Annotated in this window: 23 protein-coding genes; 18 read left to right on the plus strand and 5 right to left on the minus strand. The window is 73.7% G+C overall.

All coding sequences use genetic code 11. The features are described from left to right. Nucleotides 1-75 precede the first annotated feature (75 nt). From ACYF6T_RS13275 to ACYF6T_RS13285, 3 genes are all read left to right on the plus strand, one after another. Entirely contained in the window at nt 76-1,026 is a 951-nt protein-coding gene (locus tag ACYF6T_RS13275) for a ScbA/BarX family gamma-butyrolactone biosynthesis protein (protein ID WP_461696175.1), read from the plus strand. A 91-nt stretch (nt 1,027-1,117) separates the two neighbouring features. Continuing rightward, complete coding sequence (locus ACYF6T_RS13280) at nt 1,118-1,765, plus strand: ScbR family autoregulator-binding transcription factor (RefSeq protein WP_461696176.1); 648 nt, start codon at nt 1,118-1,120, stop codon at nt 1,763-1,765. A 22-nt stretch (nt 1,766-1,787) separates the two neighbouring features. Continuing rightward, complete coding sequence (locus ACYF6T_RS13285) at nt 1,788-2,948, plus strand: damage-control phosphatase ARMT1 family protein (RefSeq protein WP_461696177.1); 1,161 nt, start codon at nt 1,788-1,790, stop codon at nt 2,946-2,948. A 4-nt stretch (nt 2,949-2,952) separates the two neighbouring features. On the opposite strand, the gene ACYF6T_RS13290 is transcribed toward ACYF6T_RS13285, so the two are convergent. Then, complete coding sequence (locus ACYF6T_RS13290) at nt 2,953-4,215, minus strand: cytochrome P450 (RefSeq protein WP_461696179.1); 1,263 nt, start codon at nt 4,213-4,215, stop codon at nt 2,953-2,955. Between the two features lie 129 nt (nt 4,216-4,344). Between ACYF6T_RS13290 and ACYF6T_RS13295 the strand changes: the two genes are divergently transcribed. From ACYF6T_RS13295 to phsA, 7 genes are all read left to right on the plus strand, one after another. Continuing rightward, complete coding sequence (locus ACYF6T_RS13295; RefSeq protein ID WP_461696180.1) at nt 4,345-5,208, plus strand: TIGR03619 family F420-dependent LLM class oxidoreductase; 864 nt, start codon at nt 4,345-4,347, stop codon at nt 5,206-5,208. Nucleotides 5,209-5,334: 126 nt separating this feature from the next. Next, nucleotides 5,335-6,309: an ABC transporter substrate-binding protein gene (locus ACYF6T_RS13300; RefSeq protein WP_461696181.1), complete on the plus strand. Its 975-nt coding sequence runs from the start codon at nt 5,335-5,337 to the stop codon at nt 6,307-6,309. Between the two features lie 3 nt (nt 6,310-6,312). Continuing rightward, nucleotides 6,313-7,131, plus strand: coding sequence for an ABC transporter permease (locus ACYF6T_RS13305; RefSeq protein WP_461696182.1), 819 nt, complete (start codon nt 6,313-6,315; stop codon nt 7,129-7,131). Nucleotides 7,132-7,137: 6 nt separating this feature from the next. Next, nucleotides 7,138-8,019 carry an ABC transporter permease gene (locus ACYF6T_RS13310; RefSeq protein ID WP_461696183.1) on the plus strand — a complete coding sequence of 294 codons (882 nt, stop codon included), beginning with the start codon at nt 7,138-7,140 and terminating at the stop codon, nt 8,017-8,019. A 9-nt stretch (nt 8,020-8,028) separates the two neighbouring features. Beyond that, nucleotides 8,029-8,778, plus strand: a complete 750-nt coding sequence (locus ACYF6T_RS13315; RefSeq protein WP_461696184.1) for an ABC transporter ATP-binding protein — start codon at nt 8,029-8,031, stop codon at nt 8,776-8,778. Nucleotides 8,779-9,156: 378 nt separating this feature from the next. Next, nucleotides 9,157-11,313 carry a germacradienol/geosmin synthase Cyc2 gene (cyc2, locus tag ACYF6T_RS13320; protein ID WP_461696185.1) on the plus strand — a complete coding sequence of 719 codons (2,157 nt, stop codon included), beginning with the start codon at nt 9,157-9,159 and terminating at the stop codon, nt 11,311-11,313. 103 nt (nt 11,314-11,416) lie between these two features. After that, nucleotides 11,417-13,291 carry an O-aminophenol oxidase PhsA gene (gene phsA, locus ACYF6T_RS13325; protein WP_461696187.1) on the plus strand — a complete coding sequence of 625 codons (1,875 nt, stop codon included), beginning with the start codon at nt 11,417-11,419 and terminating at the stop codon, nt 13,289-13,291. On the opposite strand, the gene ACYF6T_RS13330 is transcribed toward phsA, so the two are convergent. After that, nucleotides 13,279-14,004 (minus strand): CTP synthase C-terminal region-related (seleno)protein, encoded by a 726-nt coding sequence (locus tag ACYF6T_RS13330; protein ID WP_461696188.1) that lies wholly within the window; start codon nt 14,002-14,004, stop codon nt 13,279-13,281. The two genes, phsA and ACYF6T_RS13330, sit on opposite strands and share 13 nt — an antisense overlap. Before the next feature lie 88 nt (nt 14,005-14,092). Between ACYF6T_RS13330 and ACYF6T_RS13335 the strand changes: the two genes are divergently transcribed. From ACYF6T_RS13335 to ACYF6T_RS13355, 5 genes are all read left to right on the plus strand, one after another. Then, nucleotides 14,093-14,968 (plus strand): LysR family transcriptional regulator, encoded by an 876-nt coding sequence (locus ACYF6T_RS13335; RefSeq protein WP_461696189.1) that lies wholly within the window; start codon nt 14,093-14,095, stop codon nt 14,966-14,968. Nucleotides 14,969-15,043: 75 nt separating this feature from the next. After that, a complete protein-coding gene (locus ACYF6T_RS13340; RefSeq protein WP_461696190.1) occupies nt 15,044-15,625 on the plus strand; it encodes a PDZ domain-containing protein in 582 nt (193 codons plus the stop codon). A 65-nt stretch (nt 15,626-15,690) separates the two neighbouring features. Beyond that, nucleotides 15,691-16,311, plus strand: a complete 621-nt coding sequence (locus tag ACYF6T_RS13345; RefSeq protein ID WP_461696191.1) for a LysE family translocator — start codon at nt 15,691-15,693, stop codon at nt 16,309-16,311. Between the two features lie 102 nt (nt 16,312-16,413). Next, complete coding sequence (locus ACYF6T_RS13350) at nt 16,414-17,541, plus strand: M24 family metallopeptidase (protein ID WP_461696193.1); 1,128 nt, start codon at nt 16,414-16,416, stop codon at nt 17,539-17,541. A gap of 44 nt (nt 17,542-17,585) precedes the next feature. Beyond that, nucleotides 17,586-18,515, plus strand: a complete 930-nt coding sequence (locus ACYF6T_RS13355; protein ID WP_461696195.1) for an aminoglycoside phosphotransferase family protein — start codon at nt 17,586-17,588, stop codon at nt 18,513-18,515. Nucleotides 18,516-18,544: 29 nt separating this feature from the next. Here the strand turns inward: ACYF6T_RS13355 and treZ are convergent, their stop codons facing one another. Beyond that, nucleotides 18,545-20,290: a malto-oligosyltrehalose trehalohydrolase gene (gene treZ, locus ACYF6T_RS13360; RefSeq protein ID WP_461696196.1), complete on the minus strand. Its 1,746-nt coding sequence runs from the start codon at nt 20,288-20,290 to the stop codon at nt 18,545-18,547. A gap of 173 nt (nt 20,291-20,463) precedes the next feature. Here treZ and ACYF6T_RS13365 point away from each other — a divergent pair, with 173 nt between their 5' ends. From ACYF6T_RS13365 to ACYF6T_RS13375, 3 genes are all read left to right on the plus strand, one after another. Further along, on the plus strand, nt 20,464-21,015 hold the full coding sequence (locus ACYF6T_RS13365; protein ID WP_461696198.1) for an FHA domain-containing protein: 552 nt from the start codon (nt 20,464-20,466) through the stop codon (nt 21,013-21,015). 149 nt (nt 21,016-21,164) lie between these two features. Next, nucleotides 21,165-22,529, plus strand: coding sequence for a M14 family zinc carboxypeptidase (locus ACYF6T_RS13370; protein ID WP_461696199.1), 1,365 nt, complete (start codon nt 21,165-21,167; stop codon nt 22,527-22,529). Continuing rightward, nucleotides 22,526-22,927, plus strand: coding sequence for an SSI family serine proteinase inhibitor (locus tag ACYF6T_RS13375; protein WP_461696200.1), 402 nt, complete (start codon nt 22,526-22,528; stop codon nt 22,925-22,927). Before ACYF6T_RS13370 ends, ACYF6T_RS13375 begins: the two co-directional genes overlap by 4 nt. A gap of 60 nt (nt 22,928-22,987) precedes the next feature. Here the strand turns inward: ACYF6T_RS13375 and ACYF6T_RS13380 are convergent, their stop codons facing one another. Continuing rightward, nucleotides 22,988-24,238: a M14 family zinc carboxypeptidase gene (locus tag ACYF6T_RS13380; protein WP_461696201.1), complete on the minus strand. Its 1,251-nt coding sequence runs from the start codon at nt 24,236-24,238 to the stop codon at nt 22,988-22,990. Between the two features lie 179 nt (nt 24,239-24,417). Further along, the gene (locus tag ACYF6T_RS13385; protein WP_461696203.1) at nt 24,418-25,983 is read right to left on the minus strand and encodes a dihydrolipoyl dehydrogenase; all 1,566 of its coding nucleotides are present in this window, start codon (nt 25,981-25,983) and stop codon (nt 24,418-24,420) included. Nucleotides 25,984-26,039: the final 56 nt, after the last annotated feature.

Raw genomic sequence — 26,039 nt, forward strand, 5'->3', positions numbered from 1 at the left:
CCTCGTACTCTGACGTTCGCGGCGCCGGTACCTCGCCGTCCGGATCGTCGGCGTTTCGGGGGACGAGGGAGGGACATGCCTCAACTGCGGCGGTACCCCTGCGACTTGACGGCGGGTGACCTTCCGGGCCCCGGAACGCCCCCGCAGCCGCCCGGGCCCTGGACGGCCACCGTACCCCGTCGGCTCGTGCACCGCGCGGCCGTCGCGGAGACCCTGCTCACCGGCTGGCAGCGCACCGCGGCCGATCGCTTCACCCTGTTCGTCCAGTGGCCGCGCGCCCACCTGTTACACGTGTCCGCGGACCGGACGGCGTACGAACCGCTGCTCGTCGCGGAGACCGTCCGCCAGTGCGGGGCGCTCATCACCCACGCCGAGTACGGCGTCCCGCTCGACGACCGCTTCGTCCTGCAGACGCTCCACGTCGCCACCCGGCCCGAGCACCTCGCCGTCGGCGCCGCCCCCGCCGAACCCGTCGTCCACCTCGCCGCGACCCCGCTGCGCCACCGCGGTGGCCGCCCGACCGCGCTGGCCTGCGACGCGGAGGTGCGGCTGGGCGGCGAACGCGTCGCCACCGCACACCTGGACGTCAGCTGGACCAGCGCCGCCGTCTACCGCAGGCTGCGCGGCGGCCGTACCCCCGACACCGTCAGCGCGCTCCCGCCGCCGCCCGCCCTGCCCGCCGCGGCGGTGGGCCGGGCCGTGTCCGCGGACGTCGTCCTCGCCCCGCCCGACCGGCCCGGACGCTGGCAACTCCGGGTCGATACCGCGCACCCTGTTTTTTTCGACCATCCCCTCGATCACGTTCCCGGCATGCTGTTCCTGGAGGCCGCCCGTCAGGCCGCCTGGACCCGGTACGCGGGCCGGGCCGTGCCCGCCTCGTTCCGCGCCGCCTTCCATCGCTACGCCGAACTGGACAGTCCCGTCTGGATCGAGGCGGACGACGACGGAGAAGGGGGCGTCAGGGTGCGTGGATCGCAGGGGGAGTCACGGGTCTTCGAGTGTGCCGTCGGCACCGCCGTACCGTGAGATATCGTGTACGAGGAGTGAGAAACAAACGGCATGACCCGTTCTTTCCGGTCCCAGGAGTGTTCGGTTCCGTCCCAGGAGTGTTCAGTCGATGGCGAGGCAGTTACGAGCCGAGCAGACCCGCGCGACGATCATCACCGCCGCGGCCGACCTGTTCGACCGCCACGGCTACGAGTCGACCAGCCTGAGCGACATCGTCGAGCACGCGCAGGTCACCAAGGGCGCCCTCTACTTCCACTTCGCCGCCAAGGAGGATCTGGCCAACGCCATCATGGAGTTGCAGTCGCGGGCCTGGCGTGAGGTCGTCGAGGAGACGGACAAGCACGGCTACTCCTCGCTGGAGGCGCTGATCCGCATCACGTTCGGCATCGCGCGCCTGTCCGTCGAGGGCCCCATCCCGCGCGCCGGCCTCCGGCTCGCCACCGGCGCGGTCGACATACGGCCGCCGCAGACGCACCCGTTCACCGAGTGGCGGGACATCGCCTCCCGCAAACTCCACGGCGCCGTCAAGGAGTCGGACGTCCACCAGGACATCGACGTCGAGGCCGCCGCGCACGCCCTGGTCAGCTGGTTCGTCGGCACCCGGGTCGTGGGCCGCTCCGTCGAGCCGGTCGCCCGGCAGCCGCGCCGAGTGGCCGAGATGTGGCACGTCATGATCCGCGGGCTCGTCCCGGTGACCCGGCGCGCCCGCTATCTGAGCCTCGCCACCCGCCTGGAGCGGGAGATCAGCCGGCCGTGAGCCGCGCGGTACGGTGAGGCGCATGCCCCACACCCCCTCCGCGCCCGTGCTCCTCGGAAACGAACCCGGGTCGTTCCCGAGAAGCGTCCTCGCCGAGCGGCACCCCGCGATCATCCGCCAGGTACGGGAGGCCTTCCCGTACGGCCCCGCACAGCACCGCGCGCTCGACGCGCTGCTCGCCGCCTGCACCAAGGGCGTGGTCGAACCGCTGCCCGCCGACGCGCACGACCGGGACCGCTGGACGGCGTGGGGCCTCGACGACCAGGTGGGCCGCTCCTGGTTCGACCTGCCCTGGCTCTGGTCGGAGAGCTACTTCTACCGCCAACTCCTGGACGCCGTCGGCTACTTCGCGCCGGGCCCCTGGCAGGGCATCGACCCCTTCCGCCCGTTCAAGCTCGCCGAACTCGACGCCCCCGAGACCGACGCGGAACTCGCCGCCCTCGACGACCTCACCGACCGGCCCGCCGCCGAACGGACGGCCGCCCTGGTGCACGGCTCCCTCTGGGGCAACCGCGCCGACCTCGGCTTCCGCCTCTCCGTCACGCGCACCGAGGAGGCCGTTCCCGGCCTGGTCGCCGACGACAGCGAACGGCTGTGGCCGCTGCTGACGGGCACGCTCGGCGTGATCGCCGACAACGCGGGCCGCGAACTGATCCCCGACCTGCTGCTCGTCGCCCACCTCCTCGACACCGGCCGGGTCCGGCGGGCCGTCCTGCACGTCAAGCCCTACCCGTACTACGTCTCCGACGCCACGACGGCCGACGTGGTGGACGCGGTCCGCCGGCTGACCGGGGCGACGGGCGCCGCGGCCGCGTACGGACGCACCCTCTGGCAGGCCCTGACCGACGGCCGGCTCACCGTCCGCGCCCACCCCTTTAGCGCCGCGCCTCTGCCCTTCGCCGAACTCCCCGACGACCTGCGCGCGGACCTCGCCGAGATGTCCCTGACGATCGTCAAGGGCGACCTCAACTACCGCCGTCTGGTGGGCGATCGCCGCTGGCCGGCCACCACGCCCTTCCGTGACGTCACCGCGCACTTCCCCGGCCCGGTGGCCACCCTGCGCACCCTCAAGTCCGACGTCGTCACCGGCCTCGCCCCGCAGACGGAGGCCGCCCTGGACGCGGCGGAGGGACAGCGCTGGCGCACCGCCGGGACGCACGCCCTGATCCAGGTGCGGGCGTAGGCGATCAACCCGCGGTCACCGGCAGTGACTTGATGCCGTTGATGAAGTTGGACGCCAGTCGCCGGGCCGGCCCCGCGGTCCGCAGCACCGGCAGGGCGCGCAGCGTCTCCTCGTACAGCACCCGCAGTTGCAGCCGGGCGAAGTGCGCGCCCAGGCAGACGTGGGGACCGTCCCCGAAGGACACGTGCGGGTTCGGCGTACGGGACAGGTCGAGGCGGTCGGGGTCGGTGAAGACCCGCTCGTCGCGGTTGGCGGAGGCGTGGAAGACGACCACCTTCTCCCCGGCGCGGATGCGTCGTCCGGCCAGTTCGGCGTCGTGGGCGGCGGTGCGCCGGAAGGTTAGGACGGGCGGATGCGCGCGCAGCAACTCCTCGACCGCCGTGCCGAGTTCCACCGTGCCCGAGCGCAGCGCCGCGTACGCCTCGGGGTGTTCGGCCAGGGCCAGCAGGCCGCCGGGGGCCGCGCTGCGCACGGTGTCGTTGCCGGCGACGGTGAGCAGGAAGAAGAACATCTCCAGCTCGGCGCCGGCGAGTTCGGGATCACGTGCGAGGGTGGTCAGCACGTCGTCGGCGGGATGGTCCCGTTTGTACGCGGCCAGTTGCCGGGCGTAGGCGAACATGTCCCGCAGCATCGCGGGGGAGCGCGGGTTGACCGGCTTGCCCGCCGCGTCCAGCACGGGCGGGCCGGCCTCGTCCGGGTCCTGGTAGCCGATGACGCGCCGCGTCCAGTCCAGCAGCAGACCCCGGTCGCCGGCCGGCACCCCGAGCAGGTCGGCGAGGTTGAGCAGCGCGTAGTCGTCGGTGACGGCGCCGACGAGGTCGACGCTGCCGTCCCCGTCCCGCGCCGCCTCCAGCGCCCGCGCGAACAGGGTGCGCGCCCGCTCCCGCGCGAGGGTGCCGAAGCGCTCGATACGCCCGGGCGTGAAGGCCCGGCTCACCAGCCGCCTCAACCGGCCGTGGTCCGGCGGGTCCTGGTTGAGCATCATGCGCCGGATGAACGGCAGGTCGTCCGGATCGGGATCGCGGATCTGGGTCGCCCCCACGCGGGAGGAGTACGTCGTCGTGTCCTTCAGCACCCGCACGACATCCGCGTGCCGGGTCACCGCCCAGAACCCGGGACCGGCCGGCCAGCCCAGCACCTCGGGCTCGTCCTGCCAGGCCACCGGGTGATGGTCCCGCAGGACCCGGTAGGCGGCGTACGGCACCCCGGCGCCGTACTGGCGGGGATCGAACACGTCCGGAACCGGCGGGGCCGCGCGCACAGTCATGCGACCACGGTGACGGGGCGGACGACCGTCGGCAAGGGAACGCGGCGGGCATGCGGGGCGCCGACGCGGTGTTGGCTCGGGTGACGCCGACCGGCCTCACCGGACGAAGGACGAAGGGGACCCGAGGACATGCTGCGCATCGGAGTGGCACCACACCGCCTGTGGCCCGCACGGGAGGACGAGACCGACGGAGTACCGGAGACCGCGCGCACCGCCGAACGCCTGGGCTTCGACCACGTCTTCGCGAGCGGGCACGCGGTGGCGGGCGACACCGGTGTGACCCCCGACCCGCTCGTCCTGCTCTCCGCCGTCGCCGGGGCGACCGAGCGGATCGGCCTGGTCACCAGCATCCTCGTGCTGCCGTTGTACAACCCGCTGCTCGTCGCCCACCAGGCCGCCACCCTGGACCGGCTCTCCGGTGGCCGGTTCGCGCTGGGCGTGGGCACGGGGTGGGACGCGGCGGAGTTCGCGGCGGTCGGCGTCCCGTTCGCCGGACGGGGCAGACGGTTCGACGAACAGCTGCACACCGTACGGGAGTTGTGGCGCGGTGAGGGGCGGGCCCGGCTCGGGGTGCTGCCGCGTACGCCGGGCGGGCCGCCGGTGTGGATCGGCGGGCAGAGCGACGCGGCGCTGCGCCGGGCGCTCCGGTACGGCGACGCCTGGCACGGGTCGGGGATCGACGCCGCCGGGCTCACCGAGGTGCGGCGGCGGCTCGCCGCCCTCGGCGAGGAGACGGGCCGCGACCCGGGAACGCTGGGCCTGACGGCCGGGGCCTTTCTCGTGCCGCCGGGCTTCACCCCGGTCGTGCAGCCGCCGGGGCGCCCGCTCGGCGGGCCGACGGCGAGCGCCGAGAGCGTACGGGAGGAGCTCGGGGCCCTGGCCGAGGCGGGGCTGACGGCCTGCTCGCTGTGGCTGCCGGTCGCGTCGGAGGCACTGGGGGACGGGCTGGCGTGGGTCGCGGAGGAGGTGCTCGCGCACTTCTCCCAAGGGTGAGCGCCGGCTCCTGCCGCCGGCGTGCCGGTGCGGCTGCCCAGGGCGATGGTTCGGCCTTCTCCGGAGAGTGACGTTGCGGCCGACAAATCTGTGGTGATCATGACAATTCCCTGATAGGCATGCCGCATGACGTCACGTCGATTACGGGCGGGAATCCTGAGACCGGCGGTCGCCCTGGCCGCCCTGACCCTCCTCCTCGCCGCGTGCGGCGACGACGGCGGTGACTCCTCGTCCAGGAGCGGCGGCCGTACGAAGGTGACGGTCGCCGCCCTGCCGCTGACGGACGTCGCCGCCCTCTACATCGCCCGGGACCGCGGACTGTTCGCGAAAGAAGGGCTGGACGTGCGCATCCAGCCCGTCCAGCAGAGCATCCAGGCGCTGCCCGCCCTGGCCAGGGGGCAGGTCGACTTCATCGCGGGCGCGAACTACGTGACGTTTCTCCAGGCCGACGAGAAGGGCACGCTCGACCTCCGCATCCTCGCCGAGGGCGCGCGCACGGCACCGCACATGATGGATCTGCTGGTGCCCGAGGACTCGAAGATCACCAGCGTCGGCGACCTCGCGGGCAAGAAGGTCGCCGTCAACATCCTCAACAACGTCCAGTCGCTCTCGCTCAACGCGATCCTCGACGCCCGGCACGTCGGCCGCCCCGTCTACCGGCAGATCGCCTTCCCGCAGATGGGCGCCGCGCTGGAGCGGGGGCAGGTGGACGCCGTGCACGCCGTGGAGCCCTTCGACAGCGCGATCCAGGGCCAGTTGAAGGCGAAGGTGCTGCTGGACGGCGGGTCGGCGCCGGTGCAGTCCCTGCCGATCAGCGGATACGTCACCACACGGCAGTACGCCGGCGGGCACCTGAAGGCCGCCGAGGCGTTCCGGCGCGCGATCGAGGCCGCCTCCCGGCTCGCCGCGGACGACCCGTCGGTCGTGCGCGCCGAACTCCCCGAGTACACCAAGGTGACCGCGGACCAGGCCAAGTCGATCCACCTGCCGGCCTACCCCGCCACGGCCGACCCGGCCCAGCTGCGCCGCCTGGTGCACCTCATGCGCAGTCAAGGGCTGTTGAAGAAGGACGTCGATCCGTCGACGCTGATGGTGAAGTGAGGCGTGGCGAGACAAGGAGGCGCGCGGCCCGGCCGCCTGAGGGTGCGTCAGGACCGTTGGCTGGGCGTGCTCGGCGTGCTGGTGGCGTTCGGTGTCTGCGAAGTCGTCGGTCGTGCGGGCCTCGTCCGGCGCGGCTACCTCCCGCCCGCCTCCGAAGTCCTCGCCCGTGCCGTCGAGTTGGCGGGTGACGCGTCGTTCCTGTCCGAGGTGGGCGTGACCTTGCGGGCCTGGGCGCTGGGGCTCGGCCTCGCGATCGCCCTCGCCGTACCGCTCGGTCTGCTGCTGGGCAGCGTGCCGGTCGTCGACTCCGCCGTCCGCGTGATCGTCGAGTTCCTGCGGCCGTTGCCGTCGGTGGCGCTGATCCCGCTGGTCTCCCTGCTCCTCGGCACCGGCACCGAGACCGAGGTCACGCTGATCACGTACGCGTCGGTGTGGCCGATCCTGTTCAACACGGTCTACGGGCTCGGCGAGACCGACCCCCTCGCCAGGGAGACCCTGCGCGCCTTCGGCTTCGGCCGCCTGTCGGTCCTGCTGCACGTCGAACTCCCGGGCACGGCCCCCTTCATCGCCGCGGGCATCCGCATCTCGGCCGCCGTCGCCCTGATCCTCGCCGTCGCCACGGAACTCCTCTCCGGCTTCGGCGAGGGCCTCGGCATCTTCATCGCCCAGGCGGGCCTGTCCACGGACGGCACCCGCGACGTCCTCGCGGGCGTGGTCTGGGCCGGCACGCTGGGCCTGGTCGTCGACGCCGCCCTGGTGCGCTGCGAACGCCGCCTGTTTCCCTGGACACCGGAACGCAGGGCGTCGGCGGGGCGGGGGTGAGGGGGAGTGCGCGGGGGCGGGGAGAAGCGGTGGTTCAGCGTCGCGAGCGGGGGCGGGGAGAAGCGGTGGTTCGCCGCCGCGCGCGCGTCCGGTGTCCGCCGCCCGGCGGTCACGCTCCGCCACGCCCTCCTGCGTCTCCTCGTCCTCCTCCTGGCCCTCGCCGCCTGGCAGTCGGCCGCCCGCGCGCACGGCAGCGTCTACTTCCCGCCGCCCGTCCGCATCGCACGGCACGCCTACGACCTGTGGTTCTCCGGACCCGTCCGGCACCTGTTCCTGACCGAGGCCGCCGTCGGCAACATCCTGCCCAGCCTCGGCCGGATGGCCGCCGGGTTCGGGATCGCCGCCGTCGCCGGCGTCGCCCTCGGCGTGGCCGTGGGGCGGTCGCGGTCGGCGTACGCGCTGTGCAACCCCGTGCTGCAGTTCGCGCGCGCCGTGCCGCCGCCGGCGCTGGTCTCCGTCTTCGTGGTCGTCTTCCCCTTCGGCACCCCGATGCAGATCGCGTCGATCGCCTTCAGTGCCGTCTGGCCGGTCCTCGTCAACTCGGCGGAAGGAGCCCGCGCCACCGATCCGCTGCGCCTCGACGTCGCCGCCGTCCTGCGCCTGGGCCCCCTCGAACGCCTCCGCTTCCTGATCCTGCCCTCCGCCCTGCCGCGGATCTTCGCCGGCCTGCGCCTGGGCCTGTCGCTCTCCCTGATCCTCATGGTCTTCTCGGAACTCCTGCCGGGCACCGCCAACGGCATCGGCTTCACCCTCACCGACGCCCAGTCCCGCTCCGACCTGCTCACCGTATGGGCGGCCCTGCTCCTGCTCGGCGCCCTCGGCTACCTCCTCAACACCGCCCTGCTGGCGGTGGAACGACGGCTCGTCCACGATCCCCAGGCCAGGTGAGGGACCCGCATGCTCCGCCTCGACTCGCTCGGCCAGCGCTACGGCGACCAACGCGTCCTGCACGACATCACCCTCACCGTCCCCGACGGGCAGCTCCTGTGCGTCACCGGTCCCTCCGGCTGCGGCAAGTCCACGCTGCTGCGCACCGTCGCCGGCCTGCTGCCCGCCCACGACGGCACGGTCACACTCGACGGCACGCCCGTCACCGGCGTCCCCGACCGGCTCGCGGTCGTCTTCCAGGACTACGGCCGCTCCCTGCTGCCCTGGCTCACCGTCCGCGACAACGTGGCCCTTCCGCTGCGCCGCCAGGGCCTGTCCCGGGCCGAACGGCGGGCCGAGGCCGAGCGGATACTGCAACGCGTCGGCCTCGACGGCGCCGGCCGCCGCCACCCCTGGCAGCTGTCGGGCGGCATGCAGCAGCGCGTCGCCATCGCCCGCGCCCTGGTCTGCCGTCCGTCCCTGCTGCTGATGGACGAGCCCTTCGGCTCCCTCGACGCGCAGACCCGTGAGGACCTGGAGGACCTCCTGCTGGAGGTCCACCGCACCGACGGCGCGACCATCGCCTTCGTCACCCACGACATCGACGAGAGCGTCTACGTCGGCGACCGCGTCGTCGTCCTGTCCCCGGGTCCGGCCTCCCGCGTCGTCCTCGACCTGCCCGTCGCGCTGCCGGACCCGCGCGACCAGATCGTCACCCGGGGCCTGCCGGAGTTCGTGGCGCTGCGGGCCGAGGTCGGACGGGCGGTACGGGGCGCCTGAGACCGGCGGCTCAGGGGGCGCGCACGTCCTGCCACACCATCGGGTGGTCCGACGTCGGCACCGTCGTGCCGTCGCCCATGAGCCGGCACCGGGGTCGTCGGACATCGGCCAGAACACGCCGTTCGAGCCGGGCACCAGACCCTCGGACGGGATGACGTGGTCGACACGGAGGTCGCCGGGGCTGGTGTCACTGAAGTCGCCGGTGTCGTAGGCCGGATCGCCACAGGAGCGCTGGGGTGAAGTGGTACGGGATGTGGACCGGCCACGCGGCGTCACAAGAGCCCGCCAGAGCTCCCGGATTCGCCCTCGGTTCACGCGATGGTGTGATCATGTCCCGGCCCGTGGATGCCGCCGGAGGGCCATGGGTAGGGCCCGGCCATGACGCAGCAGCCCTTCGAACTCCCGCACTTCTACATGCCGTATCCCGCGCGGCTCAACCCGCACGTCGACGAGGCCCGCGCCCACTCGACCACGTGGGCGCGCGAGATGGGCATGCTGGAAGGCTCCGGGATCTGGGAGCAGTCCGACCTCGACGCGCACGACTACGGCCTGCTCTGCGCCTACACCCACCCCGACTGCGACGGCCCCGCCCTCTCCCTGATCACCGACTGGTACGTGTGGGTCTTCTTCTTCGACGACCACTTCCTGGAGACGTTCAAACGCACCCAGGACCGCGCCGGCGGCAAGGCCTACCTGGACCGGCTGCCCCTGTTCATGCCCCTCGACCTCGCCACCCCCGTGCCCGAACCGGAGAACCCGGTCGAGGCCGGTCTCGCCGACCTGTGGGCGCGCACCGTGCCGTCGATGTCCGTCGACTGGCGCCGCCGTTTCGCCGTCGCCACCGAGCACCTGCTCAACGAGTCCCTGTGGGAGCTGTCCAACATCAACGAGGGGCGCATCGCCAACCCCGTCGAGTACATCGAGATGCGCCGCAAGGTGGGCGGCGCGCCCTGGTCGGCGGGGCTCGTGGAGTACGCCACCGCCGAAGTCCCCGCCGCCGTCGCCGGATCCAGGCCCCTGCGGGTGCTGATGGAGACCTTCTCCGACGCCGTCCACCTGCGCAACGACCTCTTCTCCTACCAGCGCGAGGTCGAGGACGAGGGCGAGAACAGCAACGGCGTCCTCGTCCTGGAGACCTTCTTCGGCTGCACCACCCAGGAGGCCGCCGACACCGTCAACGACATCCTCACCTCCCGTCTGCACCAGTTCGAGCACACCGCCCTCACCGAGGTGCCCGCGCTCGCCCTGGACCACGGTCTGGGCCCGGACGAGGTCACCGCGATCGCCAGGTACACGCGGGGACTTAAGGACTGGCAGTCCGGCGGACACGAGTGGCACATGCGCTCCAGCCGCTACATGAACGCACGCGCGCGCAGCGCGCAGCCGTGGCAGGCCCTGACCGGCCCCGGCACCTCCGCGGCCGACGTCGGCGCGCTGCTCGCGGCGGCCGGCGCCGAGCGCCTGCGCGCGTACACGCACGTGCCGTACCAGAAGGTCGGCCCCTCCCTGCTCCCCGACTTCCACATGCCCTTCCAGGTCGAGCTCAGCCCCCACCTGGACGGCGCCCGCCACCGCCTCACCGCCTGGGCGCACGCCATGGGCATCCTCCAGGAGGGCGTCTGGGACGAGGACAAGCTCGCGGCCTACGACCTCGCCCTGTGCTCGGCGGGAATCGACCCTGACGCCACACCCGAGGCACTCGACCTCAGCGCGCAGTGGCTGGCCTGGGGCACCTACGGCGACGACTACTACCCGCTCGTCTTCGGCCACCGCCGCGACCTCGCCGCCGCCCGGCTGACCACCCGGCGCCTGTCCGACTGCATGCCCGTCGCCGGCGAGGCGGCCCTCGTCCCGGCCGACGGCATGGAGCGCGGCCTGACCGACCTGTGGGCGCGCACCACCGCGCACATGACCGTGGAGCAGCGGCGCCAGCTCAAGGACGCGGTCAACGTCATGACCGAGAGCTGGGTGTGGGAGCTGTCCAACCAGCTCCAGAACCGCATCCCGGACCCGGTCGACTACCTGGAGATGCGCCGCGCCACCTTCGGCGCCGACCTCACCATGGGCCTGTGCCGGATGGGCCACGGCCCGGCCGTCCCGCCCGAGGTCTACCGCAGCGGCCCCGTCCGCTCCCTGGAGAACGCCGCCGTCGACTACGCCTGCCTCGTCAACGACGTCTTCTCCTACCAGAAGGAGATCGAGTACGAGGGGGAGATCCACAACGCGATCCTGGTCGTGCAGAACTTCTTCGGCATCGACTACCCGACCGCCCTCGCGGTCGTGCACGACCTGATGACCCAGCGCATGCAGCAGTTCGAGCACGTCGTCGCCCACGAACTACCCGTCGTGTACGACGACTTCGAGCTCTCCGAGGAGGCGCGCGAGGTCATGCGGGGCTATGTCGCGGACCTGCGGAACTGGCTGGCGGGCATCCTCAACTGGCATTGCAGCGTCGACCGTTACAAGGCCGAGTACCTCGCCCGCCGCACCCACGGCTTCCTACCGGACCAGGCTGCGGCCGTCGTACTGCACTGAACCTTTTCGTGCGGAACGAGGCATTCGGGGAACTTTGGCGGGATGCCGGGAGTCCTTCGAGGTAAGGGGAACAGACCACAGAACACACGGGGGTGTTCGAACCGTGACCGACATCATCGAAAGGACCACCGACGACAGCACCTGGAAGGCGGCGCCCGCCGAGGACGAACTGACGCCGTACGCGGCGCGGTTACCCGTCCCGCCGGTCCTGCGCCCCGCGCACGGCGACGTCCTGCGCGAGACGGAGATCGCCCTGCGCCCGACCTGGGTGCGCCTGCACCCGCAGCTCCCGCCGACCCTGATGTGGGGCTACGACGGCCAGGTGCCGGGACCGACCATCGAGGTGCGCCGCGGGCAGCGCGTCCGCATCGCCTGGACCAACCGGATCCCCAAGGGCAGCGAGTTTCCCGTCACGTCGGTGGAGGTGCCCGGCCGCGCGCCGGGCACCCCGCCCGCGTCGACGGAGCCCGGCCGCGAGGGCGTCGAGCCGAACGAGGACGTCGCCGCCCTGCCCGCGTGGACGGTGACCCACCTGCACGGGGCACAGACCGGCGGCGGCAACGACGGCTGGGCGGACAACGCCGTCGGCTTCGGCGACGCCCAGCTCTCCGAGTACCCGAACGACCACCAGGCGGTGCAGTGGTGGTACCACGACCACGCCATGAACATCACCCGGTGGAACGTGCACACGGGCCTGTACGGCACCTACCTCGTCCGCGACGCCGAGGAGGACGCCCTGGGACTGCCCTGCGGCGAGCGGGAGATCCCGCTGCTGATCGCCGACCGCAACCTCGACACCGACGAGGACGGCCGCCTCAACGGCCGGCTGCTGCACAAGACGGTGATCGTCCAGCAGAGCAACCCGGAGACCGGCAAGCCGGTCACGCTGCCCTTCACCGGCCCGTACACCACCGTCAACGGCCGCATCTGGCCCTACGCGGACGTGGCCGACGGCTGGTACCGCTTCCGGCTGGTCAACGTCTCCAACGCGCGCATCTACGACCTCGTCCTGGTCGACGAGGACGGACACCCGGTGCCGGGCGTCGTCCACCAGATCGGCAGCGACGGCGGACTGCTGCCCCGCCCGGTCCCGGTCGACTTCGACGACGCGCTGCCCACGCTGACGGCGGCCCCGGCCGAGCGCTTCGACCTGCTGGTCGACTTCCGCGGCCTGGCCGGCAAGAAGCTCCGCCTGGTCAACAAGGGCCGCAACCAGCCGCCCGGCGTACCCGACCCGGCCGGCGACGTGCGCTACCCGGCGGTCATGGAGTTCCGTGTCCACGCGAACGGGCAGACGGACACCTTCGAACTGCCCGAGGTGCTCTCCGGCTCCTTCCGCCGCCTCACGCACGACGTCCCGCACGGCCACCGCCTGATCGTGCTCACCCCGCCCGCCACGACGGGGGCCGGCGGCCACCCGGAGATCTGGGAGATGACCGAGGTCGAGGACCCCGGCACCGTGCAGATCCCCTCGGACGGCGTCATCCAGCTCACCGGAGCCGACGGCACGACGAGGACGTACCGGCGCACGGCCCGCACCTTCAACGACGGCCTGGGCTTCACCGTCGCCGAGGGCTCCTACGAGCAGTGGAGCTTCCTCAACCTCGCGCCGATCGTCCACCCCATGCACATCCACCTGGCCGACTTCCAGCTCCTGGGCCGCGACGCCTACGACGTCTCCGGCTTCGACCCGGCCGTGGGCGGCACTCGCACGCCGATCGCGTACGACGCGGCGAGGCCACTGCCGCTCGCGCCCAACGAACTGGGCTACAAGGACGTCTTCCGGGTGCCGGGCGGGCAGATACTGCGCGTCCTGGGCCGGTTCGACGGCGCGTACGGCCGGTTCATGTACCACTGCCACCTCCTCGAACACGAGGACATGGGCATGATGCGGCCCTTCGTCGTCATGCCCGAGGAGGCGATGAAGTTCGACCACGGCGGGGCGCACGGCGGCCACGGAGAGGGTCACACGGGCTGACCCTCGACCCGCGCCGCGTGCGCCACGGCGGCTCGCGCCAGCGCCCGGACCATCGGGTGCGGGCGCGAGCCGTCCTCGTACAGCTCCGGCTGGAAGAGGGAGGCCAGGAAGAAGGGGTGGCCGGGCAGTTCGGCCATCCGGACGTGACCGTCCTCGTCGTGGCCGCAGAAGCGCATCCCGTGGGCGCGCAGCGTGTCGAGGTGGCGGGAGGGACCGTACCGGCAGAAGTAGCGCTCGACCGTCCGCTCCGAGCCGATCACCTCCTGCGCGAGCGAGCCGGGCTCCAGCAGCACCACGCCCTCGTGGCCGACGAGCGAACAGGCCAGCGGCTCGATGAGCAGGTCCTCGGCCTCGGGGTCGCTCTCCGCGTGCGCCACCCGCGTCAGCCCGCACACATGGTGGGCGAACTCCAGCAGGGCGTGCTGGAATCCGCCGCACGTGCCGAGGAAGGGGATGCCCTCCTCGCGCGCGGTGCGGATGGCGGACAGCACCCCCGCCTGACTGCGGTACGGGCTGCCGGGCACGACCCACACCGCGTCGAACCCGCGTACGGCGTCCGGGGCTTCGGCGTCCTCGGAGGGGATCCAGTAGGCGTCCAGGACGAGCCGGTCGCGCCGGGCGAGGGCGTCGAGCTGGAGCGGGATGCGCGTGTGCGCGACCACGTTCGGGGAGCGGTCGCCGACGAGGGCGACCCGCGCTGCGGTGTTCGTCATGCCGTCCATCGTGGGCGCACCGGCCCGATCGCGTCCAACGATGATCTGTGCACTCCCGATAAGGAATCCTGATGCGACACTGGCGCGCATGGACCCGCACCTCCTGCGCACCTACGTCACCGTCGCCCGTCTCGCCTCCTTCTCCGAGGCCGCCCGCGCCCTCGGGTACACCCAGTCGGCGGTGTCCCAGCACATCGCCGCGCTCGAACAGGACCTCGGCGCGACCCTGCTCACCCGCCGCCCGGTCGCCCCCACGCCGGCCGGCGAACGCCTCCTCGAACACGCCGGCCCGCTGCTGCTGCGCCTGGACGCGGCCCGCGCCGACGTCGTCCGGATGGCGAGCGCGCCCGAGCACGGGCTGACCCTCGCCGCCGCGCCGACCGCCCTGGCACCGCGCGCCCTCGCCGCCCTGCCCCCGGCGGGCGTCACCCTGCGGGTGCTGCCCCGCGAGGAGATCCCCGCGGCCGTCGCCACCGGCGCGGCCGACCTCGGCCTCGTCGACGGCCTCGCCGCCCCCAGCGACCCCCTGCGGCTGCCCGACGTGGCCCCGCTGACGACGTACGGCGTGGACGAGGAGCAGGTCTGCGTCCTGCTGCCCGACACCCACCCCCTGGCCCGGCGCCGCGGCCTGCGCCTCGGCGACCTCGCCGACGCCCGCTGGCTGGACGCCCCCGACGCGGGCCTGCCGCTGACCCACCTGCGCGCCGCGGGCGGCGGCCACGGCTTCCGCCCCGGCCTGCGCTACACCGGCACCGACGTGCGCACCCTCACCGCCCTCGCCGCCGCGGGCCACGGCCTGACCCTGCTGCCCCGCACGGCGGCGACGGACGTCCCGGGCACGGCGGCGGTCCCCGTCACCCACCCCCGCGTCGTGCACCGCACGGAACTGATCCACATGGGCGCGCTGCGCGGCCCGGCGCGACACCTGGCGGACACGCTCAGCGCCCATCCTTCCCGCCCCTGACCATCCGTCAGTCTCACTCTTTCGTGGCTCGTCGCGCGCCGGCGCTCCGGGTAGTGCTCCAGCCGGAGGCGAGCCATGGAACACACTGCGTTGCGTCCCAAGCCGATGCCCGGGCGGGAACCCGGTGACGGCACCGAGCGCGGGAGAGGGACCAGGCCGGGACCGGCCCGGCGGCCGCATGCCGCGCGCCGCCGTGCGCGCCGGCTCAGGGCCGTGCTGTTCGGTCTCTTCGTCGGCACCGTCCTGGTGCTGTCCGGCGTGGGCCTCGGCACCGTCGGCGCCACGGTGATCGGCCTGAGCAGGCTGGCCGAGCTCCAGCGCCACGCCCCGCAGCCCCCGCAGGCACCCGGCAGCCCCGCGCCGTCCCCGGCTCCGACGGCCTCGCCCGTGCCCGCCGCCACCCTGGGCGTGGAGGCCGTGGACGCCGAGAAGGCCGGGGCCCTGGTCGTCGGCGTGCACGTTCCCGGCCCGGGCTACACGGCCGGCCTCGTCCGCGGCGACGTACTCCTCGCGTTCGGCAGCACCCGCGTCGACACCGCCGCCGACCTCGCCCGCGCCGTCGCCCGCGCCCGCCCCGGCACCGAGGTGACCCTGACCGTCCGCCACCGCAGCGGCGGCTACCAGCAGCTGACGGCGGTCCCCGGCGTCGTCACCTGACCCCTCCCCGCGCCCCGCAGCGAAAACCGCTGGCCCGTCCCGGGCGGACGTACGACGATGGCCCCATGATGAGCACCCTCCTCACCTTCCTCGGTGCCTGCACCCTCATCGCCGCCTCGCCCGGTCCGAGCACGGTGCTGATCATCAAGCAGTCCCTGCGCAGCAGACGGTCCGGCTTCCTGACCGTGCTCGGCAACGAGACCGGCGTCTTCGTGTGGGGCGTCGTCGCCGCGCTCGGCCTCACCGCGCTGCTGGCGGCCTCCGAGGTGGCGTACGACGTGATGCGTGTCGTCGGCGCGGTCGTCCTCGTCGGCTTCGGCGTGCAGACCCTGCGCCAGGCGCGCCGCGGCCGGGCGGAGGCGGACGAGGCGTGGGAGGGAGCCGGGAAGAGCGGCTGGGCCGCCTACCGCGGCGGCCTGCTGATGAACCTCGCCAACCCCAAGGCGGCGATCTTCGCGATGTCCTTCCTGCCGCAGTTCGTGCCGCAGGGTGCCCCGCACCTGCCGGCCATGACCGGCCTCGCCGCGCTGTGGGCGGTGTACGAGATCGGTTACTACAGCCTGTACGTGTGGTTCGTCGGCCGGATGCGGACGGTGCTGTCCCGCGCCGGGGTGCGCCGGCGTCTGGAGCAGGTCTCCGGCGGCGTGCTGCTCCTGCTCGGCGTCCGCCTCGCCCTGGAAAGCTGACGGCGTGCCCGCGAGCCGTGCGGACCGGCTCGCGCCGCCCCTGCGCTGCGGGCAGGATGCTGCCCGTAGAGGTGTCTCGTCCCACCGCCCACGGAGGTCCGGATGACCGGCAGCCCGCTCGCGTCCTTCACCGCCGACGACTACCGGGCCCGCATGCGCCGCGCCGCCCAGGCGGCGGCCGACGCCGGTCTCGCCGCGCTCCTGGTCGCGCCGGGCCCGGACCTGGTGTGGCTGACCGGCTACGCGCCCACCGCCGTCACCGAGCGGCTCACCCTCCTGGTCCTCGCCCCCGGCCGCGCCCCCGTCCTGGTCGTCCCCACCCTGGAGGCCCCGGACGCGGCGAAGGCGCCCGGCGCGCCCGCCCTGAACCTGCGCGACTGGACCGACGGCAAGGACCCCTACGCCGCCACCGCCGCCCTCCTCGACGTCAACGGCCACGTCGGCATCAGCGACAACACCTGGGCGATGCACCTGCTCGGCCTCCAGCGCGCCCTGCCCGCCACCTCCTACGTCTCCCTCACCGAGGCCCTGCCGATGCTGCGCGCCGTCAAGGACGCGGCGGAACTGGAGCTGATGGCGGCCGCGGGAGCGGCGGCGGACCAGGCGTTCGAGGAGATCCGGAAGGTTCCCTTCGCCGGCCGCCGGGAGACCGAGGTCGGCGCCGAGCTGGCCGACCTGCTGCGGCGCTTCGGCCACTCCCAGGTCGACTTCACCATCGTCGCCTCCGGCCCGAACGGCGCCAACCCGCACCACGAGGTCGGCGACCGCGTCATCGAACACGGCGACATGGTCGTCCTCGACTTCGGCGGCCTCAAGGACGGCTACGGCTCCGACACCTCCCGCACCGTCCACGTCGGCGAACCCACCGACGAGGAACGCCGGGTGCACGACATCGTGCGCGAGGCCCAGGAGGCGGGCTTCCGCGCGGTACGGCCGGGCGCCGCCTGCCAGGACGTCGACCGGGCCGCCCGCGCGGTGATCGACGACGCCGGTTACGGCGAGTACTTCATCCACCGCACCGGCCACGGCATCGGCGTCACCACCCACGAGCCGCCGTACATGATCGAGGGTGAACGGCAGCCCCTGGTCCCCGGCATGTGCTTCTCGGTGGAGCCGGGCATCTATCTGCCCGGCCGCTTCGGCGTCCGGATCGAGGACATCGTCACCGTCACCGAGGACGGCGGCCGGCGCCTCAACGACACCACCCGCGAGATGGTCATAGTGGACTGAGCCCCCAGGAGCCCCGCACATCCCCGAGCGACGACGGCGCGACCATGACCCAGGCATCGACACCCACCGCGGACACCGTCCGCCGGCTGGTCCGTTCCCTGCTCAAGGAGGGCACGGCCGAGGTACGTCCCGTCGCCGCGGACGGCGAGCACCACACCTGGTGGGTCGGCACCCGCCACGTGCTGCGCCTCGCCCCCGACCGCGAGGCCACCGTCCGCCAGCGCCGCGAACTGCGCCTGCGCGACCTGGTCCGCCCCCGTCTCCCGGTCGCCGTGCCGACGAGCGTGGCGCACGGGGAGTGGGCGCCCGGACTGTCGTACACCCTCGACACGCTGGTGCCCGGCGGCACGGCGGAGGAGCACGACGTGTCCGCCGTCGGCGAGGCCGATCTCGCCGGGCTGCTCGGCGGGCTGCGCGAGGTGCCGCCACGGCAGGCCGAGACGCTCGGCGTGCCCCGCCTGCCGCCGCGCTCGCTGGAGGCGCTGCGCCGGATGGCCGTGCAAGCGGCCGAACGGCTCGGTGAAGCCGACGAGTTCGACGCCGCCCGCATGACCCAGCTGCCCCCGGCCGGCGCGGCCCAGCTGGCCGCCCAGCCCGGCGCCGCGGTCCTCGTCCACCACGACCTCAGGGGCGAGCACCTCGTGGTCAGCGCCGACGGCCGGGTGCGCGGCGTCCTGGACTGGACCGGCGCGGCCGTCGCCGACCCGGCCGAGGACATCGCGGGACTCGCCCTCGCCGTCGGCTCGCCGGCCGCCGTACGCGCCGCCACCCTCGCCGGGTACGGTGCCCGCCCCTGCCTGCGCGGCCTGTGGCTGGCCCGCTGCGACACCGTCGTCCGTCTCGCCGAACGCCTCGACGGCCGCGGCACGGCCCCGCTGCCGCTGCTGCGCAGCCGGCTGCGGCGGGCCTGGGAGGCGATCCTGCTGGAGCGGGTGACGGAGCTTCGGGAGGACGACCCGGACGAGGAGCCGTAGGGCCGTCCAGGTCCGCACGGCGAGCGTCGTCAGCCCTGCAGCAGCACCACGCTCGACTCGCCGGGCACGTGCAGCACCCCGTCGGCCCCCGGCGGCCGCACCGGCTCCCAGGCGGCCAGCACGCGCGCGTGGCGCGGGCCCAGGGGGATCGCCGCCGGCGTCCCGGCGAGGTTCACGGCCACCCGGACGTCCCCGCGGCGGAAGGCGAGCCAGCCCTCCTGGGCGTCGTAGGCCACCTTGATGTCGCCGAGGTCGGGGTCGGTGAGGTCGGGCTGCTGGTGGCGCAGCGCGATGAGCTCGCGGTACCAGGCCAGCACGCGCGCGTGGGGCTCCCGGTCCAGCTCGCTCCAGTCGAGGCAGGAGCGGTCGCGGGTGGCGGGGTCCTGCGGGTCGGGGATGTCCTCCTCGGCCCACCCGTGCGCGGCGAACTCCCGCCGCCGGCCGCGCCGCACCGCCTCGGCGAGCTCGGGATCGGTGTGGTCGGTGAAGAACTGCCAGGGGGTGCCCGCGGCCCATTCCTCGCCCATGAACAGCATCGGGGTGAACGGAGCCGTCAGCATGAGGGTGGCGGCGCAGCCGAGCAGGCCGGGGGAGAGGGAGGCGGAGAGGCGGTCGCCCTGGGCGCGGTTGCCGATCTGGTCGTGGGTCTGGGTGTAGCCCAGCAGCCGGTGCCCGGCCACCCGGGTGCGGTCCAGGGGGCGCCCGTGACGGCGGCCGCGGAAGCTGGAGTAGGTGCCGTCGTGGAAGTAGCCGCTGGTCAGGGTCTTCGCGATCGCGGCCAGGGGGGCGCGCGCGAAGTCGGCGTAGTAGCCCTGCGACTCGCCGGTCAGCGCGGTGTGCAGGGCGTGGTGGAAGTCGTCGTTCCACTGCGCGTGCAGCCCGAGGCCGCCCTCCTGGCGGGCGGTGATCAGCCGCGGGTCGTTCAGGTCGGACTCGGCGATCAGGAACAGCGGCCGGCCGACGTCGGCGGCGAGGGTGTCCACCGCCTTCGACAGCTCCTCCAGGAAGTGGCACGCGCGCGTGTCCTTCAGCGCGTGCACCGCGTCCAGGCGCAGCCCGTCGAGCCGGTAGTCGCGCAGCCACGCCAGCGCGCTGCCGCGCAGATAGGCGCGCACCTCGTCGGAGCCGGGCGCGTCCAGGTTGACCGCGGCACCCCAGGGCGTGTGGTGGGCCTCCGTGAGGTACGGCCCGAAGAGGGGGAGGTAGTTGCCGGACGGCCCGAAGTGGTTGTGGATCACGTCGAGGACGACGCCGAGGCCGAGTTCGTGCGCCCGGTCGACAAAGCGTTTCAGCGCCTCGGGGCCGCCGTAGGGCTCGTGCACGGCCCACAGCGACACGCCCTCGTATCCCCAGCCGTGCCGCCCCGGGAAGGGGCACAGCGGCATCAACTCAACGTGGGTGACGCCCAGTTCGACCAGGTGGCCGAGCCGTTCGGCGGCCGCGTCCAGGGTGCCCTCGGGGGTGTACGTGCCCACGTGCAGCTCGTAGAGGACCGCGCCGGGCAGCGGGCGCCCGGCCCACTCGGTGCGCCATGTGTAGCGCCCGTGGTCGACGACCGCGCTCAGCCCGTCCGGTCCGTCCGGCTGCCGGCGCGATCGCGGGTCGGGCAGGACGGCGCCGTCGTCCAGGGCGAACCCGTAGCGCGAGCCGTCCGCCGCCTCCGCCTCACCCAGCCACCAGCCCTCCCGTTCGGGATCGCGTTCCAACGCGTGCGTGGCGCCGTCGCAATGGAGCGTCACGCGGCCGGCCTGCGGTGCCCACACCTCGAACTGCACGGACGGTTCCCCTTCGTCTGCTCACCGTGATGTAGCCCGTCCATGGTGCTTCAAACGAGATCAATCCGCCTGCGCATCCTCCCTTTTGCGGCGGGTGTCGTCGGATACGGGTGTGTGCGGGCCGTTTTCTCGTTTCCTGGACACCCGGGGTTCACTGACCGACAATCACGAGCGTGACGTCGTCCTTCGAGTTCCACACGTACCCCGCGCGGCTGTCCGACGCGGAGCGCGACAAGGCGCTGAAGGTGCTCCGTGACGGCGTCGCCATGGGACGGCTCTCGCACGACACGTTCGTGCGTCGCATGGAGCTGGCCCTCGCCGCCCGCCGCGCCGACGAACTCGCGGCCCTCACCGCCGACCTGCCCCAGGAGGGGCGCCTGTCGCGGCTGGTCTTCGGCACCGTGGAGGCGGTCTCCGGTTTCACCGTACGGCTGCGCAGGGCCTGGCAGGCCGAGCGGCTGCCCAAGCTGCTGCTGCCGCACCCCGGCGGCGGCCACCCCCTGCGCATCGGCCGGGATCCGGCCAACGGGCTGCGGCTGACCCACGAGACGGTCTCCCGCGTGCACGCCGAACTCACCCGCCAGGGCGGCATGTGGGTGCTGCGCGACCTCGGCTCGACCAACGGCACGACGGTGAACGGGCGGCGGGTGATCGGTGCCGCCGTCGTGCGCGAGGGCGACCAGGTCGGCTTCGGCCGGATGTCGTTCCGGCTGGCCGCGAACTGAGCCCCCGCTTAGCTTTGGCCTGAGCATGACACGCTGTTGACCTGCGGTGATGGCTCAAATGCCTTTCTCTTCAGCGGTGTTGACGTACCGGGCAACTCGTGACTGACTGTGCGTACAGCATGTACCCCTGGTGAACCGTCGGCGCCGCATTGTGGAGGTGTGCCCTGCCGCCCCTCCTCCGATACCCGACCGTCGACGAGCTGGGCGCCCGGGCCGCGGCACTCGTCGCCCGCCGTCCCCGGGACGCGCGACTGCGCCGCGTCGGCACCTCGCGCGCAGGCACCCCGATGTGGCTGCTTTCCGTCGGTCACGGCGACCGGCACGCCCTCGTCGTCGCCGGACCCCACGCCAACGAACCCGTGGGCGGCGCCACCGTGCTGCGCCTGGCCGAACGCGCCCTCGCCGACCCCCGGCTGACCGAGGGCGCCGACGCCACCTGGCACCTGCTGCTGTGCCTCGACCCCGACGGCCTGCGCCGCAACGAGGGCTGGCTGTCCGGCCCGTACACACTCGGCCGGTACTTCCGCAACTTCTTCCGGCCCGGCTTCCTGGAGCAGCCCGAGTGGCTGCCCGACGGCGCGGCCGGCGCCGCCCTGCCCGAGACCCGCACCCTGCTCGACCTCCAGGACGAGCTGCGGCCCTTCCTGCAGTGCACCCTGCACGGCGTCGACGTCGGCGGCGGCTTCGTGGAACTCACCCACGACCTGCCCGGCCTGCCCGAACGCGTCGCCCACACCGCCTCCCGCCTCGGCATACCGCGCGAACTGGGCCCCTACGACACCCTGTACTGGCCGAACCTCGGACCCGCCGTCTACCGGATCCCGCCGCCGCGCCGCGGCGACCTCGCCGCCGCCATCACCGAGGCGGCCGTCGAGTCGACCTGGTTCCACCCGCACCGGCACGGCACGGTCACCGCGGTCGTGGAGGCGCCCATGTGGGGCGTGGCGGCCGTGGAGGACGGCTCGCCGCCCGCCGACGCGACGGCCGTGCTGCGCACCGTCAGCCATACGCTGCGGCACGACACACGGCTGCTGGAACGGTTCCTCGCGCGGATCCGGCCGCACCTCGCGGGCGAGCCGGAGACGGCCCGCCTGCTCGCCCCGGTGGACGACTATTTACTCGTCTGCCCCGGCCTCGCCGACGCCTGGGACCCGGACGTGGCCTCCGGCGCCCGCCCGCTCCCGCCGCTCAGCACCGCCCACCTGGCCGCCCTGCGCATCTCCGGGCGGCGGCTCGCCCTGCGTACGGCGGGACTGCTGCACCAGCTCGTGACCGGCGCCCGGCGCGATCCGGCGGGCGTGCTGCCCGACCTGGACCGGCTCATCGACGACTGGTGCGCCGACTACCGCGACGGGTGCGGGGCGCGCTGGATACCCGTCTCGCGCCAGGTGGAGTACCAGTCCCGGGTGGTGCTCGCCGCGTTCGAACTCGCCGTACGGCACGCGCCCGCGTGCTCCCGTTCGGGTGACGCGGGGTGGGGATCGCAGGCCGCCGTGCCGATGCATCTGGAATGACGATCAGCACCACGGCGGTACGCGGCGCCGTCCTGGCCGCCGCGCTCCTGCTCGCCGGCGCCGTCCCCGCGCAGGGCGCCGCTCCCGGCGACTGGCTCTACCTCACCGTCACCAAGGGCGACGCCCGCTCTGGGGACACCCGCGGCACCCTGTTGCTGTGCGACCCGCCCCAGGGCCACTCCCGCGCCGTCGAGGCGTGCGCCCAGCTGGCCGCGGCGAACGGCGACATCGCCGCCCTCCCGGCCCCGAAGGACGCCTTCTGCCCGATGCTCTACGCCCCGGTGACGGCCCGCGCGCGGGGCGAGTGGAACGGGCGGCAGGTGGACTACACGCGCACGTTCCCCAACGCGTGCGCGCTGAGGGCGAGCACGGGGGCGGTGTTCGCGGTGGACGGCTGAACGGGCTGAGCGGGTTCCGGCCCCGGCGCGCACGCGTGCGTGAAGGGTCCGCTCGCGGGGTCACGCCGCCGGGTCCCGGGCGTGCAGGGCCGCTGCGAGGACCGTGCGGGACTGGTGCTCGACCTGGTGCTCCAGCGGCACCCAGCGGGCGCGGAAGCGCTCGGCGAAGGAATCGCTCCAGGTCGCCACCAGCCGCTCCAGCCGCGGCGCCGCGCGGTCGTCGGTCTCCCGCAGGACCCGCAGCAGCATCGCCGCCGCCCGCAGCGGCAGCCGGCGCGCGAACGCGTCCACGCTGCCGACGTACGCCATCGTGTCGTCGGCGGGCGCCGTGTGGACCCAGTCCGCGGCCAGCCCCGGCACCAGCTCCAGCGCCCATCGCGCGGCCCGCAGCAGCGGCCCGTCGAACCCGTCGAGACGGGGCAGCGCCTCCGCGAGCACCCGCTCCACCTGTACCGCGTCCCGCAGCAGCCGCCCCGCCAGGCGCCGCAGCGCCGCCGCCGGCGCCGGATGCGGCGCGGGGTCGTCCACCAGGTCGCTCGCCCACATCGGCACCTCGACGACCGCGGTCAGCCCGCCGTACCGGTGCGCGTGGTACCAGGTGCTGTGGCGCGCGTCGTCCGGCATGCTCGGGTACGCCACGCCCGCCTCCGACGCCGGCATCACATGCACCCCGGGCCCGGACGCGGGCCAGCCGGCGGCGTCCGAGGCGCCCGTCTCCACCGGGATGTGCAGCTCGGCCGCGGACTTCGCGAACGGCTCGGCGAGCCCCGGCACGTCCTTCGTCAGCTGCACCCAGCTGCCGCCCAGGTCGGTGCCGTGCAGGGTCACCTGGAGGTAGGGGCGCAGCTCGTCGATGACCCCGGTCAGGGCGCGGGTCTCCGGCGGCAGCCGGTCGGGCGGCAGCACCGACGGCGACCACTCCGGCTGCTCGGGTCCGGCCGGCCGGAAGAAGCCGAGGTGGTAGTCGTACAGCGTGCGCGGCGCCGGAGTGACGTGCAGACTCGCCCCGTCGGGGTCCGCGCAGAGCAGGAAGTGCCAGGACGTGTCGCGCCGCAACTCCCGCTCGCGCAGCACCCGTTCGGCGAGCGCGAGCAGCGTGCAGCCCCCGGTCGGTTCGTTGGCGTGGGCGCCCGCGACGACCAGCACGGCACGCGGGGCGTGGCCCACGGACAGCAGGTGCAGGGGTCTGCCCGCCCGGGAGGAGCCCACTTGTCGCAGGACGCACAGCTCGGGCCGGTGAGCGGCCAAAGCCCCTGCGGAGATGAGGAGTTGGGGAAGGGTGGGGTAGCGCAGCTCCGGCAGGAGACTCACCCCCGTCACGGTTCCGCCCGGCTTCGCACCCGCAGTACCCCACGCGGCTGACGCCCTGTCAAGGACAGGGTGGGGGAGGCTCCAGGGGGCGCCCGGATGCACGTTCCGTCGGCCGGTGGTGCCGTCACTGCCGGTCGGGGCGTGCGGCCCGCGCCGACGGGGCGCGGGCACCGGCGCGTTCACTGCTGGTGCAGTCCGCGTCCCGCGAGCGTCAGGAACGTCTCGCCCACCGCCTCCGACAGCGTGGGGTGCGGGTGGATGTGCCGGGCCACGTCGGCAGGGTACGCGTCCCAGCCCACGACCAGCTGGCTCTCGGCGATCATCTCGGACACGTGCGGGCCCACCAGGTGCACGCCGAGCACCTGACCGCCGCCGGCCTCGGCGACGACCTTCACCATGCCGCCCTGCCCGTGCACCATGCCCTTGGCGACGGCGGTGAGCGGCATGGTGTTGACGTCCACCTCGTGCCCCCGCGCGCGTGCCTCCGCCTCGCTCAGCCCCACGGCCGCGGTCTGCGGCGAGGAGTACGTCACCCGGGGCACGGCCGCGTAGTCGACGGGCACCGAAGGCACACCGGCCAGGGTCTCGGCCACCAGCAGGCCCTCCGCGAACGACGCGTGCGCCAGGCCGAGGGACGGCGGCGGCAGCAGGTCGCCCACGACGTGGATGCCGGGCACGGCCGTCTCCAGCCGTGCCCAGTCGGCCGGTACGACGAACCCGCGCGCGTCCGTCGTCAGGCCGGCGGCGGCCAGGTCGAGGCCGTCGGTGACCGGCGCCCGCCCGACCGCCACCAGGAGCCGCTCCGCCTCGACCGTACGGGTCTCCCCGCGCGCCGTGCGCACCCGCGCGCGTACGCCGTCGTCGCGCACCTCGGCGTCCAGCAGCCGCGCTCCGCTCTGCACGTCGATGCCGCGCTTCTTCAGACCGCGCGTCAGATGACGGCTGACGTCCGCGTCCTCCAGGGGCACGATCCGCTCGGCGGCCTCCACGAGGGTGACCTCCGCGCCCAGGGAACGGTGGAACGAGGCGTACTCCACGCCGATCGCGCCGCCGCCGAGGACCAGTACGGACGCGGGGAGCCCGGGCGCGAAGAGCGCGTCGTCGCTCGTCACCACGCGCCGGCCGTCGGGCTCCAGCCCGGGGAGCGTGCGCGGCCGCGAGCCGGTCGCGAGCACGACACCACGGCGCGCGACGAAGTCGCGCACGCCGGGCGCGAAATCTCTGCGCGCGCCGAGCGTGAGACCGCTGTGCGCGCTGGGCGTGAGACCGCTGTGCGCGCCGAGCGCAAGATCACTGTGCGCGCCGGGAGCGAGTTGACCGTACGCGCCGGGAGCGAGCTCACTTCGCGCGCCCTCCACTCGCACCCCGCGCGTCCCCGTCAGCCGTGCGCTCCCCCGCACCACCCGCACGCCCGCGTGGGCCAGATGCGCCTCCACTCCCCGGTGGTTGCGCGTCACGATGTCGTCCCGGGTGGCGACCAGGGCATCCCAGTCGACGGCGTCCAGGCTCGCCTTCACGCCCCAGCGCTCACGCGCCTCCGAGATGCCGTCGACGAGTTCGGCGGCGTGCAGCATCGCCTTGCTGGGGATGCAGCCGCGGTGCAGACAGGTGCCGCCCACCTTGTCGCGCTCGACCAGCACGACGTCGAGACCGAGCGCGGCGGCGCGCAGGGCGGTGCTGTAGCCGCCGGTCCCGCCGCCGATGACGACGACGTCGGCGGCGCTGTGCACGTCTTCCGTGTTCATGTCCCCACCCTCCGGCCGCCCTTGTCATAAGTCCAAGGCAATGTTCTTGTGGAACC

It is taken from the genome of Streptomyces sp. 7R007 (genome assembly GCF_054850255.1).

Coding starts and splice junctions, on each gene's coding strand:
- ACYF6T_RS13275 (WP_461696175.1), top strand. CDS start 76: ATGCCTCAACTGCGGCGGTACCCCTGCGACTTGACGGCGGGTGACCTT.
- ACYF6T_RS13280 (WP_461696176.1), top strand. CDS start 1,118: ATGGCGAGGCAGTTACGAGCCGAGCAGACCCGCGCGACGATCATCACC.
- ACYF6T_RS13285 (WP_461696177.1), top strand. CDS start 1,788: ATGCCCCACACCCCCTCCGCGCCCGTGCTCCTCGGAAACGAACCCGGG.
- ACYF6T_RS13290 (WP_461696179.1), bottom strand. CDS start 4,215: ATGACTGTGCGCGCGGCCCCGCCGGTTCCGGACGTGTTCGATCCCCGC.
- ACYF6T_RS13295 (WP_461696180.1), top strand. CDS start 4,345: ATGCTGCGCATCGGAGTGGCACCACACCGCCTGTGGCCCGCACGGGAG.
- ACYF6T_RS13300 (WP_461696181.1), top strand. CDS start 5,335: ATGACGTCACGTCGATTACGGGCGGGAATCCTGAGACCGGCGGTCGCC.
- ACYF6T_RS13315 (WP_461696184.1), top strand. CDS start 8,029: ATGCTCCGCCTCGACTCGCTCGGCCAGCGCTACGGCGACCAACGCGTC.
- cyc2 (WP_461696185.1), top strand. CDS start 9,157: ATGACGCAGCAGCCCTTCGAACTCCCGCACTTCTACATGCCGTATCCC.
- ACYF6T_RS13330 (WP_461696188.1), bottom strand. CDS start 14,004: ATGACGAACACCGCAGCGCGGGTCGCCCTCGTCGGCGACCGCTCCCCG.
- ACYF6T_RS13335 (WP_461696189.1), top strand. CDS start 14,093: ATGGACCCGCACCTCCTGCGCACCTACGTCACCGTCGCCCGTCTCGCC.
- ACYF6T_RS13340 (WP_461696190.1), top strand. CDS start 15,044: ATGGAACACACTGCGTTGCGTCCCAAGCCGATGCCCGGGCGGGAACCC.
- ACYF6T_RS13345 (WP_461696191.1), top strand. CDS start 15,691: ATGATGAGCACCCTCCTCACCTTCCTCGGTGCCTGCACCCTCATCGCC.
- ACYF6T_RS13350 (WP_461696193.1), top strand. CDS start 16,414: ATGACCGGCAGCCCGCTCGCGTCCTTCACCGCCGACGACTACCGGGCC.
- ACYF6T_RS13355 (WP_461696195.1), top strand. CDS start 17,586: ATGACCCAGGCATCGACACCCACCGCGGACACCGTCCGCCGGCTGGTC.
- ACYF6T_RS13375 (WP_461696200.1), top strand. CDS start 22,526: ATGACGATCAGCACCACGGCGGTACGCGGCGCCGTCCTGGCCGCCGCG.
- ACYF6T_RS13385 (WP_461696203.1), bottom strand. CDS start 25,983: ATGAACACGGAAGACGTGCACAGCGCCGCCGACGTCGTCGTCATCGGC.